Consider the following 14703-nt stretch of genomic DNA (forward strand, 5'->3'; position numbering starts at 1 on the left):
GAGTTCCGCCCCCTGGCCGAATCTCCGGGGGCCTCGCCGAATCCGCCGGGAGTGGGTGTGCGGCGAGGTGAACTAGAGGTCAGGGGTGGTTTGTTCGATGATCGTTCGCGCGCGATCGAGCGGAACATCGGGGATCGAGTAGACCTTCTTGCCGGCGGCGGTGGCCGCGGAGAGAGTGGCGAGACCGGCTCTGCGCTGCCAGAACGTCTGCCGGATCGTCCACCCGATGATGCCGGGCGCTTCGAGGCAGGAGCGTTCACGGTCGAGGGAGCCCGATCGGGCAACCAACCAGGTGGGGGATCCGGGACTCGCCGGGAGGACGGCATGGCCGAGGCCCCGGTAGCGGTCTTCGGCGAGCAGAACGCAGAGGGGCAGGAGCACGACCGGGACCAGCCACCACCAGGCGGAGATATGCCAACCGGCGGCGGCCGATATCGCGAGGACCAGCAGCGTGAGTGGCACCGGCCAGCTCGCCCGGATATGGCGGCGGCGCCGGGCGGCCGGTCCGTGCGGGGTGAGCGGGACCTGCGCGGGTGCGACAAGGTGCGGTAGTTCGGCGGGATCCGGCGCGCCCGTGCGGCGGCGGGGGCGGAGCAGGTCGGCCAGGGTGTGTTCGACGGCCGGGCGCGGCGATTGCGGCAGGATCTTCTGCCGGGGGTTTTCCCCGGTCATGATCGCTTCGAGTTGTGCTGCGCCGGCCAAGCGCAGCAGCAGGGGTTCGATGATCGTGGCGCCGCGTAACCGCGCGCTATCGAGGGTGATCTGGCGGAGCGTGAACAAGCCCCGGCGAACCTGCAGCGTGCTGCCGTAATCGGTGACTCGCAGGCCGAAATAGGTGATCAGGTAGTGCCCGCAGGCCGCGAGGCTGACGATCACCACCAGAACGGCCAGGGCCAGCGCACCGGCGATGACCAGAGCCGCCACCCCGAAACCGCGCACGTTGTCCACCGTTTCCCGGCTGACCCGGATCTCGGCTGCCCCGAAGCCGAACTGGGCGGCGATACCGAGTGCGGAGGCGGCGAGAGCGAAACCGGTCAGCGACAGCGGTGCGTAACGCACCCACTCCGGCCGCCAGTGGCCGATCTCCCGGCCCGCGCCGGGATTCTCCGGTGTGACAGCGGTTTTTTCGTCCGGCGAGGCTACGTCCGGGCTGCCGGCCGCCGTATGGGGCGCCCGGGTGTGTGCCAGCAGTTCGGCGCGGAGCGGTCGCACCCGGTCGGCAGCCAGTGCGTCGAGGGTGAACCTGTCGTCCGCCCCGGCTTCCTGACCTGTACCGATCACGACGGCGGCCAGTCCCAGGATCCGGTGCAGTGGGTCGGCCTCGATATCCACCGAGCGGATCCGGGCCCGCGGGACCGACAAGCGTTTCCGCTGGATCACTCCGGTACGGAGTTCGACGTGGCCGGCACTCATCCGATATGTGGTGGTGAACCACAGCGCGAGACCGTACGGGACGACGATGACGGGCCCCAGCAGGGCCCACAGCGGATTCCCGGAGCTGACACCGAGGATCGCACCACCGATCACCGCGGGCAGGAACTTCACGACCGCCTGGATCGGATGCACCAGCAGCATCCGGCGATCGAGACGCTGCCATTCGTTCGCCGTCGTCTCGGGTGGAGCTCCGGCGGCCGGTCCGTCGCCGCCCGAGCCGGTCATCGGCACTCCTTCGGAGCAGGTCCATGCGGTCCGCGGCGGCCGCAGCGAAGGCGGAGGTATCGCATCATGTCGCGTCCCCGCGGTGCCGGGCCGCGATATCGGTCAACCGGGCCACGGTCCGGTCGGCGAGTGAGCGTTCCAGCAGGCCGATCCGCACCGCGCCGGCCGAGGACGCCGTGGTCACGGTGATCGTCGACAGTCCCAGCAACCGCTCCAGCGGACCACGTTCGGTGTCCACGGTCTGCACCCGCGAGATCGGTGCGACCCGGCTTTCCAGCGACAACCAGCCCACTCTGCTGTACACCGCCTCGTCGGTCACTTCCCAGCGGTGCACCCGATATCGCCACCGGGGCACTACGATCGTCGCGAGCACAGCCACGGGAAGCACGATCGCCGCCGCGGCCACCTGCCAGGGGCGGCGATCGGGATCGAGTACAGCCCAGACGACCAGCGCGGCGAGGACGACGAGCCAGGTCAGGGCGATTTCCAAGGTCCACAGGGTTTTCGCTCGGGGACTGGGCCGCCACGCGGGATCGAGCAGTGGATCGGTTGACCGTGGCGGGCTGTCCGGCGACATATATTCATCGTCGCACGGTTGTTCGGTGCTTTCGTATTTCGAACAAGATCGAGCGACGACTCATCGCTCGCCGTCCACCATCCCGACCTGCGCGGAATAGCCCGAGATACACCGAGGTTGTGAACGCTCGACGACCTGGGAGGAGACAGTTCCGGATGTGTGCCGCATGATCGAGGGCGTGACCGAACTCGCCGAACCGACCGTTCCGACCCCTGCGCCCAGCCCGTCCGCCATGCGGCGGGCATTGCGCCGGGCGCGTGACGGGGTCACCTTGAACGCCGACGAAGCCACCGTGCTGTTGCACGCCCGCGACGACGATCTCGCGGATCTGTGCCGCAGCGCCGCCCGGGTGCGCGATGCGGGGCTCGCCTCCGCCGGGCGCCCGGCCACGGTCACCTACTCGCGCAATGTCTTCATCCCGCTCACCCACCTGTGCCGGGACACCTGCCACTACTGCACGTTCGTCACCGTGCCGGGCAAGCTGCGCGCGGAGGGCCGGGGCATGTTCCTGGAACCGGACGAGGTGCTCGATATCGCCCGGCGCGGGGCCGAACTGGGCTGTAAGGAAGCGCTGTTCACCCTCGGCGACCGTCCGGAGGCGCGCTGGCCGGAGGCCGCGCAATGGCTGGACGAACGCGGATACGATTCCACCCTGGACTATCTGCGGGCGGTGTCCATCCTGGTGCTCGAGGAGACCGGGTTGCTGCCGCATCTGAATCCCGGGGTGATGTCGTGGGAGGAGATCTCGCGGCTGAAGCCGGTCGCCCAGTCGATGGGGATGATGCTGGAAACCACCTCGACCCGGCTGTTCACCGAGAAGGGCAACTGCCATTACGGCAGCCCGGACAAGGATCCCGCGGTGCGGCTGCGCGCCATCACCGACGCGGGCCGGCTCTCGGTTCCCTACACCACCGGCATCCTGGTGGGTATCGGGGAGAACATGGCCGAACGGGCGGACACGATTCTGGCGATCCGCAAACAGCACAAGGCGTTCGGTCATATCCAGGAAGTCATCGTGCAGAACTTCCGCGCCAAGGACGACACCGCCATGCGGCACGCCCCGGACGCCGATATGACGGAATTCCTGGCCACCATCGCGGTCACCCGCTTGCTCCTCGGGCCCGAGGTCTCGGTGCAGGCACCGCCGAACCTGGTGTCGGGCGAAGAATGCCGCGCCCTGCTCGAGGCCGGGATCGACGACTGGGGCGGCGTCTCGCCGGTCACCCCCGACCACGTCAATCCCGAACGTCCCTGGCCGAATCTCGACACCCTCGCCGAGATCACCGCGAGCGCCGGCTTCGAACTGGTGGAGCGCACCTCCGCGCATCCGAAATATGTGCGCGCCGGTAACCCGTGGATCGATCCGCGGATCGGCGCCCATGTCGCCGCGCTCAGTGATCCGGAGACCGGGCTGGCGCAGCCGGACGCGATGCCGGTGGGCCTGCCCTGGCAGGAACCGGACGAATCCTGGGAATCCACGGGCCGCACCGACCTGAACACCGCCATCGATACGGCCGGGCGCAATACCGATACGCGTAGCGATATCGACAACGCGTTCGGCGACTGGGACACGATCCGCGAGCAGGTCCGCGATCTCGCCGCCGCGCCGCAGCGACTGGACGCCGATGTGCTCGCCGCGCTGCGCGCCGCCGAAAAGGATCCGGCCGGCCTCACCGACGCCCAGTACCTGGCACTGGCCACCGCCGACGGCCCGGACCTGGAAGCCGTCGCCGGCCTGGCCGATCAGTTGCGCCGCGACGTCTGCGGCGACGACGTCACCTACGTGGTGAACCGGAATATCAACTTCACCAATATCTGCTACACCGGCTGCCGCTTCTGCGCGTTCGCGCAGCGTAAAGGCGACGCCGACGCCTTCACCCTGAGCGCCGGCGAAGTCGCCGACCGCGCCTGGGAAGCGTATGTGGACGGCGCGACCGAGGTCTGTATGCAGGGCGGTATCGACCCCGACCTGCCGGTCACCGGATACGCGGATCTGGTGCGGGCGGTGAAGGCGCGCGTGCCGTCGATGCATGTGCACGCCTTCAGCCCGATGGAAATCGTCAACGGCGCCTCGCGCGGCGGTCAGAGCGTCCGGGATTGGCTGACCGCGTTGCGCGAAGCCGGCCTCGGAACCATCCCGGGCACGGCCGCCGAAATCCTCGACGACGAGGTCCGCTGGGTGCTCACCAAGGGCAAACTGCCGGCCTCGGCCTGGATCGATGTGGTCACCACGGCCCATCAGGTCGGAATCCGGTCGAGTTCGACGATGATGTACGGGCACGTCGACAATCCCAGCCACTGGGTCGGGCACCTGCGGGTACTGCGCGGTATCCAGGACGAAACCGGCGGATTCACCGAATTCGTGCTGCTGCCGTTCGTGCACCAGAGCGCCCCGCTCTACCTCGCGGGCGCTTCCCGCCCCGGCCCGACCAACCGGGACAACCGCGCCGCCCACGCCCTGGCGCGGATCATGCTGCACGGCCGGATCGACAATATCCAGACGAGCTGGGTGAAACTCGGCACCACCGGCACCCAGGTGATGCTGCGCAGCGGCGCCAACGACCTCGGCGGCACGCTGATGGAGGAAACCATCTCCCGGATGGCCGGCTCCCAGCACGGCTCGGCGAAAACAGTGGCCGAACTCACCGAGATCGCCGAGGGCATCGGCCGCTCGGTCCGCGAACGCACCACCACCTACGGTGTCCCACCGCGTCGCGGTTCCGTGCCGGGCCTGGAACTCGTCTGAGTCGCTCGGATATTAGGGCAGGCTCACCGGGGGTAGCGTGTGGGGCGCCAGGGATACTTGTGCGCGGGCGCAGTTACCCGGAGAAGAAGGAAGACGAGGAGAGCGGGAGTGACTTACATCATCGCCGAACCGTGCGTTGACGTGAAGGACAAGGCGTGCATCGAAGAATGCCCCGTGGATTGCATCTACGAGGGTGGCCGCATGCTCTACATCCATCCCGACGAATGCGTCGACTGTGGTGCGTGTGAACCGGTCTGCCCGGTGGAGGCGATCTTCTACGAGGACGACACCCCCGATCAGTGGAGCGGTTACGTCAACGCCAATGTCGATTTCTTCGACGAACTCGGTTCGCCCGGCGGGGCCACCAAATTGGGCAAGGTCGACTACGACCCCTCGTTCATCAAGGAACTTCCGCCGATGGCCGAAGACTAGGTCGACCGGTAGATGAGCACTGAGGTTTCCCAGCGTCCCCGGGTGAGCGCGGCACTGCCCGATTTCCCGTGGGACACCATCGCCGACGTGAAGGCGAAGGCCGCCGCGCATCCGGGCGGTCTCGTCGATCTGTCGGTGGGCACGCCCGTGGACCCCGTAGCCCCGGTGATCCGGGCCGCGCTGGACTCGGTGTCCGAGGTTCCGGGCTACCCGACCACCCACGGCACACCGGAGTTGCGGGCCGCCGCTGTGGCCGCGCTGGCGCGCCGTTTCGGAATCACGGGTGTGGCCGAATCGGCCGTGCTGCCGGTGATCGGCACCAAGGAGCTGATCGCCGGCCTGCCCAGGCTGCTGGGTCTGGGAGCCGCGGATCTGGTCGTGATTCCCGAGGTCGCGTATCCGACCTATGAGGTCGGCGGCCTGCTGGCCGGGACCAGGATCCTGCGGGCCGACGGGCTCACCCGCCTGGGGCCGGAGAACCCGGCGCTCATCTATCTCAATTCTCCGTCCAACCCGACCGGCAAGGTCCTGGGTGTGGAGCATCTGCGCAAGGTGGTCTCCTTCGCCCGCGAACGCGGTGCGATCGTTGCCTCCGACGAGTGCTACCTGGGTCTGTCGTGGGACGAACCGGCGGTGTCGATCCTGGACCCGCGCGTCTGCGACGGCGACCATACCGGCTTGCTGGCGGTGCATTCGCTGTCGAAGACGTCGAATTTGGCGAGCTACCGGGCGGGTTTCGTCACCGGCGACCCGGAACTGGTGGCCGAGTTGCTGGAGGTGCGCAAACACTCCGGCATGATGGTGCCGTTCCCTATCCAGGCGGCGATGGCGGCGGCACTGCGCGACGACGAGCACGAATCCGCGCAGCGGGAGCGTTACCGCGCGCGCCGGGAGATCCTGCGGTCCGCCCTGCTGGGCGCCGATTTCCGGATCGACAATTCCGAAGCCGGCCTGTACCTGTGGTCCACTCGCGACGAACCCTGCCGCGACACCCTGAACTGGCTCGCCGACCGCGGCATCCTCGCCGCCCCCGGTGATTTCTACGGCCCCGCCGGGGCGAAGCACGTCCGCATAGCGCTCACCGCCACCGACGAGCGAATAGCCACAGCAGCCGACCGCCTGCGCAGCTAGCCGTTACGAGCTGACCGGTAAATCGTTTGCCGTCGATCTGGCCCGGAAGCAAGACGAACGTGCCCAGCGGCGGTGCCGAGTCTTACGAGGCCCTTGGAGGTTTTGGCCCGGCCCTGCTTTCAGCCCTCGAAGCGCATGCGCCGCAGGCGCGAGTCTCGAGGGCTGAAAGCAGGGCCCAAGGGGGGCCGAAACCCCGCGCGCGCCAGCGCGCCAAAAAACACAGCACAGGGTCTAGCCTGGGGGTATGGACGCTGTCACAGTTGTCCCGACCCCCGTGAACGAACCGGTGCACACGTACGCACCGGGGAGCCCCGAACGGGAGCGTTTGCTCGGCAGGCTGGCCGAGATCTCGGGCGTTACTCTCGATATTCCGTTGGTTATCGACGGTAAACACCGTCCGGGGATCGGCGAGCGCCATGAGATCGTGGCTCCGCATCGGCATCGGCAAGTGCTCGGGACCTATACCAATACCACCCACGATGAAGCCGCCGCCGCGATCGAGGCAGCGACCGCTGCCGCCCCGGGCTGGCGGGCGTTGCCGTTCGACGAACGGGCCGCAGTGCTGTTACGAGCCGCCGATCTGCTGTCCGGCCCGTGGCGGGAGACCGTGGCCGCGACGACCATGCTGGGCCAGTCGAAATCGGTGGCGCAGGCCGAGATCGACGCGCCGTGCGAATTGGTCGATTTCTGGCGTTTCAACGTGTCGTTCGCCCGCGACATCCTGGCGCAGCAGCCGCAGTCGAGTCCGGGGGTCTGGAACCGGCTCGACTACCGGCCGCTGGAGGGGTTCGTCTACGCGATCACGCCGTTCAACTTTTCGGCGATCGCCGGGAATCTGCCCACCGCCCCGGCGCTGATGGGGAATACCGTCGTGTGGAAGCCTTCGCCCACCCAGACGCTGGCCGCGTATTACACGATGAAACTGCTGGAAGCCGCGGGCCTGCCGCCAGGGGTGATCAATATGGTCACCGGGGACGGGAAGGAGCTGTCGGAGGTCGCCTTGACCGATCCGCGCCTGGGCGGTATTCATTTCACGGGTTCCGCGCCCACCTTCCAGTACCTGTGGGGCCAGGTGGGCGCGAACCTCGACCGGTATCGCGGATACCCGCGGCTGGTCGGGGAAACCGGCGGTAAGGATTTCATCGTCGCGCATCCCTCGGCGGATCCGGTCGCCCTGCGCACGGCGCTGGTCCGAGGTGCGTACGAGTATCAGGGCCAGAAATGTTCGGCCGCTTCACGTGCCTATCTGCCGCGGTCGCTGTGGCGGGAGATGGGTGATGATTTTCTGGGGATCGCCGAGTCGCTGAACTACGGTGACGTCGCGGACCTGTCGAATTTCGGCGGGGCCGTGATCGACCGGCGCGCGTACGACAAGAGTGCGCGCGCGATCGAACGAGCCCGGTCGGCGGGTGTGCCGATGCCGGTGGGCGGCAGCTGTGACGACAGCGAGGGATGGTTCGTCCGTCCGACGGTGCTGCTGGCCGACGATCCACGCGACGAATCGTTCGCCACCGAATATTTCGGGCCGATCCTGTCGGTGTACCTCTACGACGACAGCGAGCCCGGTGCCTTCGAGTCGATCCTGGCGGAGGTGGAATCCGCCGCCCCGTACGCGCTGACCGGCGCTGTTTTCGCACAGGACCGGCATGCGGTGGACTTGGCGTCCGCGCAGCTGAGGTTCGCCGCCGGCAATTTCTATATCAACGACAAACCCACCGGCGCGGTGGTGGGGCAGCAGCCGTTCGGCGGGGCCCGGGCCTCCGGCACCGACGACAAAGCGGGCTCGCCGCTGAACCTGTTGCGCTGGGTGGCCCCGCGGGCGCTGAAGGAGACCTTCGTTCCGCACACCGATCACCGCTATCCGCATATGGAGCGGGAATGAACCGGCACCGGGCGGTGCCGGTCCGCTGCGGGCGGGAGGATCGGTGAATCCGTTGCGCCCGGCCATCTTGGCGGCGGCCGGGTCGGATCGGGTGAAACAGACGCTGACCACCAGTCCGGTGTCCGCGCCCATGGTCCGGCGTTTCGTACCGGGTGAGACGAGGTCCGCGCTGGTCGCGGCGGCCCGCGAGCTGCTGTCGAGCGGGCGGGCGGTGAGCGTGGATTTCCTCGGCGAATACACCACCGATCGGGCGCAGGCGGAGAGCGCGGTCGCCGAATATCTGGCGTTGATCAACGATCTGGCGGCGCTGGATACCGGCGCGGTACCGAGCGGGGCGGCGCCGCTGGAGGTTTCGGTGAAACTGTCCGCGCTCGGGCAGTCCGTGGGCGCGGACGGGCCGGCGCTCGCGGTCGAGAATCTGCGTGTTCTCTGCACCAAGGCCGCGGAGGCGGGAGTGTGGGTCACCGTGGACGCCGAGGACCATACGACCACCGCGTCGACCCTGGCCGCGATCCGGCAGGTACGTCCGGAGTTCCCCTGGCTGGGCACGGTGGTGCAGGCGTATCTGTACCGCAGCGAGGACGACTGCCGCGATCTCGCGAACGCGGGTGCGCGGGTCCGGCTGTGCAAGGGCGCCTACCGGGAACCGGAGACGGTGGCGTATCAGCGCCGCGCGGATGTGGACAGCGCGTATCTGCGGTGCCTGCGCGCGCTGATGTCCGGTGCGGCCCGGCCGCTGGTGGCGTCCCACGACCCGGCGCTGATCGCCGCGGCGGCCGATCTGGCCGCGCACACCGGCCGCGGTCCCGGTGAACTGGAGTACCAGATGCTGTACGGCATCCGTGCCGACGAGCAACTGCGCCTCGCGGGGCGGGGAGATTTCGTGCGTGTCTACGTTCCGTACGGCACGCAGTGGTACGGCTACCTCATGCGCCGCCTGGCCGAACGTCCCGCCAACCTGACTTTCTTCCTCCGCGCGCTGGCGGGGCACTGAGCCCTGTTCAGACCAGCGGCTTGCCCTTGCGCATGCGGCGGCGCATATCCCACAGGTAGTAGTTCATCGGGAATTTCCGCAGCATGCGCGGTTGGAATTTGAGGGTGAAACCGATGATCTTCATGGTGCGGTCGAACCAGCGCTGGTTGCTCTCGGTCCAATCCATGTACATCGCGTCGCGGATCTGCGGGGGGAGGCAGCCGGAGACGACGAACCGGTGGAACTTCGCCGACATCCAGCGCACCGGAAGCGGCAGCATCTTCAGGTCGATGAGGTCGTTGAAGTAGGCGCGGGTGGTGTCGTCGATTTCCAGGTTGTCCAGGTTGTCTTCCCAGAAATCCCAGAACGCGGCGCGGTTCGGCGGCCACATCTCCGGGCGCACCTGCAGGGTGGTGCCGAGCCGGATGCTGTGCGCGTAGAAAGTATCGGCGGTGGCCTCGTCCATCGGGCCCCGGACTTTTTCCAGGAGGTCCACGAATCCGAAGTACAGGCAGGCGGCGACCCAGAGCTGGAGTTTGGGATCGAAGGCGTTGTATTTGACCGGACTGGTGGGTTTGGTGCGGATATGGCGGTGGGAGGTGTTGACCGCGAGCCGGTAGGCGTTGCGTTCCTCCTCGGTGCCCATCATGGCGACCGCCAGGTAGGTCAGGGTGGTACGTAACCGCTTGAAGGGGTGCACCATCACATTGCCGCTCTTGACGTCGCTCTCCATGACGCCGTAGGCGACCGGCCGCAAGCCCAGCTGCATGATCACGTTCGCGGTGCCGCCGAGGAAGGCAGTGATCCCGACGATATGGTCCTCGATATCGAAATCGGGTGCGTAGAGCGGGCGGGGTTCGGGCTCGCTCTGTGACGTCGGCCAGGGAGCGGTCATCGGTGACCTCTTTCTGATGAGAAGATTATATGATAACCATCTCATTGACTCGAAGTCGCGTCAACCGTCACCGCAATTGTGCAATGCTTACTGGGTCATTGCATCACCGAGCGCGGAAGGGTGCCGAGATGGGTGCGTTGGCTCATTTGCTGCCGTTGGTGCGATCGCCGCGCCGAGACCAGGATCAGTCGGTGCTGTCCGCCGCGCTGCAGGCGTTTCTCGATTTCGGGATAAAACGCACCAGCATGGTCGAGGTCGCCCGGCGTGGCGGGCTCTCGCTGGCCACACTGTACCGCCGATTCTCCAGTAAATCGGATCTGATCCAAGCCGTCGGGCTGCAGCAGACCCGGGAGTTCATCGAGGGTGTCGACGCCGCGGTGCAGCGCCAGGTGGATCGTGACGCTGGTGCCGAGGACCAGATCGTCGAACTGTTCGTGGCCTTCCTGGACGGTCTGCGCAGCAACGAACTGCTGGATCGGCTGCTCGACACCGAGCCCGAGATCGTGCTGCCGTACCTCACCACCCAGGGCGCGCCCGTGATCGAACTCGGTCGCGATTATCTTGCCGAGTTCGTCACCCGGCTGCAGGGCGAAGGGAAGCTGCCGGCCTACGACCCGCTTCCGGTCGCCGAGATGATCGCGCGTACCGCCTTGTCGCTGGCGCTGACGCCGCAGACGGTGATCCCGCTGGGCGACGATGCCGCCCTTCGGAAATACGCGCGCGATCATGTCGTGGTCTCGTTCCGGGTGCCTGCCCAAGATTCCTGAATTCACCTCGAACCGGATCGGGAATCCCTGATCAGACCAATTTCATTCCGAGCTTCCGGCGAATCCGGAAGTCGAGGAGATAGGCGTTGATCGGAAAATTGCGCAGCGGTGTGGGCAGCACCGCCGAAACCCGGCCGAGTACCCGCAGCATCCGGTTGAATCGGTTTTCGTCTCGGTCGGACCACTGCATACCCATTTCCTCGCGCAGATGCGCAGGTAGCAGGCCCGCGGTGACCCAGCGATTGAACCGCGCGCCCAGGAGCTGGACCGGGCGGGGGAACATCCGCAGATCGACGATCTCGTTCAGCATCTCGCGGACAGGCGGATCGATTTTCGTCTGGGCCAGATTCTCGGCCCAGTAACGGTCGAACGCGTCCTCGTCGGCCGGCCACATATCGGGGTGCACCTGCAAGGTGGTGCCGAGCCGTGCGGAATTGCGGTAGATCGCTTTCTGCACTTCGGGGTCGATGGGACCGCGCATACGTTCCCGCAGGTCGCGGGCACCCCAATACAGGCAGGCGGCAACCCAGAGCTGGAGATCCCGGTCGAACGCGTTGTAGCGCACCGGGCTCTGTGCCGTCGACCGGACCTGGCGATGGGAGGTATCCACCGCCTTGCGATACGCGACCCGCTCCGGCTCGGTGCCGAGCATCGCCACCGCCAGGTAGGTCAGGGTGGTCCGGGTGCGCTTGACCGGGTGCACGGTGAGTTTGCCGCTGTCGACCGGACTTTCCAAGACGCCGTACCCCACCCCGGGGGTGGCGAGTTGCATGATCACATTGGCGGCGGCACCGAGAACGGCGGCGCCGTCGATGTATTTCCGGAAATCGAGCTCCTGGTCCTGGGCTGGAGTGGTGGCCGGTCGGTGACCGGTGCCGGTGCCGGACGGAATAGTCGGCTCCTCGGCGGGAGAGCTGGTCATGGATAGCACCGTTCGAAGGCATGCGAAGGTTGTCCGATCACCTTCTCGTTGTGTCACAAATGTGTCAAGTGTCACTAGAGGGGAGGCCCGGGATTGTCTCGCTCACCGGTACGCGGCGCGATCGGACAGGTCCCCGCAGCCGGTGCGGCGCCGGCCAGTAGGTTGGGCGCATGTCCCTCGGCTCCCGTCTGCTCCGTTCGCTGGATCCCCAAGCTGTTGCCGCGGGAATGGATATTCCCGATGCCGTCACCATCGACGGTGTGACACTGTCCCGCAGCGACCTACTCGGCGCGGCCACCTCCGTCGCGGAACGGGTCGCGCGGGCCGAACGGGTCGCGGTACTGGCCCGGCCCACGGCGTCGACGGTGCTCGCCGTCATCGGCTGCCTGATCGCCGGGGTCACCGTGGTGCCGGTGCCGCCCGACTCCGGTACCGCCGAACTCGACCATATGCTCACCGATTCCGGTGCGCAGGCCTGGCTGGGCGAGGCGCCGGAAGGGACCGGGCTGCCGGTCGTGCCGGTGCGGCAGCACGCGCGGTCCTGGCACACCTACCCCGAACCCGACCCGGGCGCACCGGCTTTCGTGCTCTACACCTCCGGCACCACCGGACCACCGAAGGGCGTCGTGCTGAGCCGCCGCGCGATCGCGGCCGGGTTGGACGCACTCGCCGAGGCGTGGTCGTGGACGGCCGCCGATGTGCTGGTCCACGGTCTGCCGCTGTTCCACGTGCACGGTCTGATCCTCGGGCTGCTCGGCCCACTGCGGATCGGTAGCCCGCTCGTGCACACCGGAAAACCGACCCCGGCCAACTACGCGGCGGCCGCGGGCACCATGTACTTCGGCGTGCCCACGGTCTGGACCCGGATCACCGAGGACCCCGATGCCGCGAAACAGCTGAACGCCGCCCGGCTGCTGATCTCCGGCAGTGCACCACTACCCGCGCCGGTATTCGAGCGGCTTGCGGAACTCACCGGCCACGCCCCGATCGAACGCTACGGGATGAGCGAAACAATGATCACCCTGTCCGCCCGCGCCGACGGCGAGCGGCGGCCCGGCTGGGTCGGTGTGCCGGTGGACGGCGTGCAGACGCGATTGCGCGACGAAACCGGACAGCTCGTGCCCCACGACGGCACGAGCATCGGCGGACTGCAGGTTCGCGGGCCGATGCTGTTCGACGGATACTTCGGCCGCCCGGAGGCCACCGCGCAGTGCTGGACCGACGACGGCTGGTTCCGCACGGGCGATGTCGCGGCGATCGACGCGGACGGGTTCCACCGGATCGTCGGGCGCGAATCCGTCGACCTCATCAAATCCGGCGGATACCGGGTGGGGGCGGGCGAAGTGGAAACGACGCTGCTCGGGCATCCGGCGGTCGCCGAAGTGGCGGTGGTGGGCCTGCCCGACGCCGACCTCGGCCAGCGGATCGTCGCCTTCGTGGTCCCGCGTGGCGTGGCGCCCGGCGAACAGGAACTCATCGACCATGTGGCCGGGCATCTCTCGGCCCACAAACGCCCGCGCGAGATCCATTTCGTGGCGGCGCTGCCCCGCAATGCGATGGGCAAGGTGCAGAAGAAACAGCTGGACAGGCCCGGACAACCCGGCGAATGAGACGTCGGCGGCGGCAACGCATCCACACGGGTGTCGCCTTCGGTACCTGAGATATCCGGTGCTGGATGCGCGATCCGGCGTGGGGCGAACCCTCGACCCACGCCGGATTGCCCGCCGGAACTAGTTGTGCGCGTGCAGGGCCTCGTTGAGTTCGATGCCGGTGCCCGAGCGCGGGACCACCTCCACCGCACCCGTCCGCGAATTGCGGCGGAACAGAAGGTTGTTCGTGCCGCTCAGCTCGGCGGCCTTGATCACCTTGCCGTCCGGCGTGGTGACCTTGGTGCCGGCGGTCAGGTAGAGGCCGGCTTCGAGCACACAGTCGTCACCGAGCGGGATACCCAGGCCCGAGTTCGCGCCCAGCAGTGAGCGTTCGCCGATCGAGATGATGGTTTTCCCGCCGCCGGAGAGGGTGCCCATGGTGGAGGCGCCGCCGCCGATATCGGAGCCGTCGCCCACCACGACACCGGCCGAGATACGGCCCTCGACCATGGACGTGCCGAGAGTCCCGGCATTGAAGTTGACGAAACCCTCGTGCATCACGGTCGTGCCGGCGGCCAGATGGGCGCCCAGGCGCACCCGATCGGCGTCACCGATGCGGACACCGGCGGGGACCACGTAATCGACCATGCGCGGGAATTTGTCGATGCTGTACACGGTGACCGGACCGCGGGCCCGCAGCTTGGCCCGGGTGGTTTCGAAACCTTCCACCGCGGCCGGGCCGTGGTTGGTCCAGACGACGTTGGCCAGCAGTGCGAACTGACCCTCCAGGCTCACCGCGTGCGGGCGGACCAGACGGTGGGACAGCAGATGCAGGCGCAGGTAGACATCGTGCGCGTCCACCGGGGCGGCGGAGAGGTCGGCGATGGTGGTGCGTACCGCGACCACCTCGACGCCCCGCGCCGGATCGGGACCCACGAGTTCGGCCAGGTCGGCGGGCGCCTCGGTGAGCCGCTCCGTGCCGGTTTCGGTGAACTCGCCCAGCTGCGGGCTGGGGAACCAGGTATCCAGAACGGTTCCGTCCGCGGTCACAGTGGCGATGCCGATAGCGGTTGCTCCCTGAGTGCTCACGACACCGCAGCCTACCCACCAGCGGGCCCGGAGTGGTGCGG

12 protein-coding genes are annotated in these 14703 nt (G+C 67.6%); 7 read left to right on the top strand and 5 right to left on the bottom strand.

Annotation, left to right across the window (positions count from 1 at the left end):
* Nucleotides 1-72: 72 nt before the first annotated feature.
* Both ACIA75_RS29420 and ACIA75_RS29425 read right to left on the bottom strand, forming a co-directional pair.
* Entirely contained in the window at nt 73-1659 is a 1587-nt protein-coding gene (locus tag ACIA75_RS29420; protein ID WP_397109728.1) for a PH domain-containing protein, read from the bottom strand.
* Nucleotides 1660-1723: 64 nt separating this feature from the next.
* Nucleotides 1724-2236 (bottom strand): PH domain-containing protein, encoded by a 513-nt coding sequence (locus tag ACIA75_RS29425; protein WP_397109730.1) that lies wholly within the window; start codon nt 2234-2236, stop codon nt 1724-1726.
* A gap of 166 nt (nt 2237-2402) precedes the next feature.
* Between ACIA75_RS29425 and ACIA75_RS29430 the strand changes: the two genes are divergently transcribed.
* The 5 genes from ACIA75_RS29430 (at nt 2403) to ACIA75_RS29450 (ending at nt 9421) form a co-directional block, all read left to right on the top strand.
* A complete protein-coding gene (locus tag ACIA75_RS29430; RefSeq protein WP_397109732.1) occupies nt 2403-4982 on the top strand; it encodes a bifunctional FO biosynthesis protein CofGH in 2580 nt (859 codons plus the stop codon).
* Nucleotides 4983-5090: 108 nt separating this feature from the next.
* Nucleotides 5091-5414 (top strand): ferredoxin, encoded by a 324-nt coding sequence (gene fdxA / locus ACIA75_RS29435; RefSeq protein WP_397109734.1) that lies wholly within the window; start codon nt 5091-5093, stop codon nt 5412-5414.
* A 12-nt stretch (nt 5415-5426) separates the two neighbouring features.
* Nucleotides 5427-6545, top strand: coding sequence for a succinyldiaminopimelate transaminase (dapC, locus tag ACIA75_RS29440; RefSeq protein WP_397109736.1), 1119 nt, complete (start codon nt 5427-5429; stop codon nt 6543-6545).
* A 244-nt stretch (nt 6546-6789) separates the two neighbouring features.
* Nucleotides 6790-8427 (top strand): L-glutamate gamma-semialdehyde dehydrogenase, encoded by a 1638-nt coding sequence (gene pruA / locus ACIA75_RS29445; RefSeq protein WP_397109738.1) that lies wholly within the window; start codon nt 6790-6792, stop codon nt 8425-8427.
* Between the two features lie 43 nt (nt 8428-8470).
* Nucleotides 8471-9421 carry a proline dehydrogenase family protein gene (locus ACIA75_RS29450; protein ID WP_397109740.1) on the top strand — a complete coding sequence of 317 codons (951 nt, stop codon included), beginning with the start codon at nt 8471-8473 and terminating at the stop codon, nt 9419-9421.
* A 7-nt stretch (nt 9422-9428) separates the two neighbouring features.
* Here the strand turns inward: ACIA75_RS29450 and ACIA75_RS29455 are convergent, their stop codons facing one another.
* On the bottom strand, nt 9429-10295 hold the full coding sequence (locus ACIA75_RS29455) for an oxygenase MpaB family protein (protein WP_397109742.1): 867 nt from the start codon (nt 10293-10295) through the stop codon (nt 9429-9431).
* Nucleotides 10296-10423: 128 nt separating this feature from the next.
* On the opposite strand from ACIA75_RS29455, the gene ACIA75_RS29460 reads away from it, so the two are divergent.
* Nucleotides 10424-11062 (top strand): TetR/AcrR family transcriptional regulator, encoded by a 639-nt coding sequence (locus ACIA75_RS29460; RefSeq protein ID WP_397109744.1) that lies wholly within the window; start codon nt 10424-10426, stop codon nt 11060-11062.
* A gap of 31 nt (nt 11063-11093) precedes the next feature.
* On the opposite strand, the gene ACIA75_RS29465 is transcribed toward ACIA75_RS29460, so the two are convergent.
* A complete protein-coding gene (locus tag ACIA75_RS29465; protein WP_397109746.1) occupies nt 11094-11984 on the bottom strand; it encodes an oxygenase MpaB family protein in 891 nt (296 codons plus the stop codon).
* Nucleotides 11985-12154: 170 nt separating this feature from the next.
* Between ACIA75_RS29465 and ACIA75_RS29470 the strand changes: the two genes are divergently transcribed.
* Complete coding sequence (locus ACIA75_RS29470) at nt 12155-13594, top strand: acyl-CoA synthetase (protein WP_397109748.1); 1440 nt, start codon at nt 12155-12157, stop codon at nt 13592-13594.
* A gap of 120 nt (nt 13595-13714) precedes the next feature.
* Here the strand turns inward: ACIA75_RS29470 and dapD are convergent, their stop codons facing one another.
* A complete protein-coding gene (dapD, locus tag ACIA75_RS29475; RefSeq protein ID WP_397109750.1) occupies nt 13715-14662 on the bottom strand; it encodes a 2,3,4,5-tetrahydropyridine-2,6-dicarboxylate N-succinyltransferase in 948 nt (315 codons plus the stop codon).
* Nucleotides 14663-14703 lie beyond the last annotated feature (41 nt).

Source organism: Nocardia sp. NPDC051750, assembly GCF_044453135.1.
GTDB lineage: Bacteria > Actinomycetota > Actinomycetes > Mycobacteriales > Mycobacteriaceae > Nocardia.

Bases quoted from the DNA above. Each gene is read 5' to 3' on its own strand.
- ACIA75_RS29420 (WP_397109728.1), bottom strand. From the start codon at position 1,659: ATGACCGGCTCGGGCGGCGACGGACCGGCCGCCGGAGCTCCACCCGAG.
- ACIA75_RS29425 (WP_397109730.1), bottom strand. From the start codon at position 2,236: ATGTCGCCGGACAGCCCGCCACGGTCAACCGATCCACTGCTCGATCCC.
- ACIA75_RS29430 (WP_397109732.1), top strand. From the start codon at position 2,403: ATGATCGAGGGCGTGACCGAACTCGCCGAACCGACCGTTCCGACCCCT.
- dapC (WP_397109736.1), top strand. From the start codon at position 5,427: ATGAGCACTGAGGTTTCCCAGCGTCCCCGGGTGAGCGCGGCACTGCCC.
- pruA (WP_397109738.1), top strand. From the start codon at position 6,790: ATGGACGCTGTCACAGTTGTCCCGACCCCCGTGAACGAACCGGTGCAC.
- ACIA75_RS29455 (WP_397109742.1), bottom strand. From the start codon at position 10,295: ATGACCGCTCCCTGGCCGACGTCACAGAGCGAGCCCGAACCCCGCCCG.
- ACIA75_RS29460 (WP_397109744.1), top strand. From the start codon at position 10,424: ATGGGTGCGTTGGCTCATTTGCTGCCGTTGGTGCGATCGCCGCGCCGA.
- ACIA75_RS29465 (WP_397109746.1), bottom strand. From the start codon at position 11,984: ATGACCAGCTCTCCCGCCGAGGAGCCGACTATTCCGTCCGGCACCGGC.
- ACIA75_RS29470 (WP_397109748.1), top strand. From the start codon at position 12,155: ATGTCCCTCGGCTCCCGTCTGCTCCGTTCGCTGGATCCCCAAGCTGTT.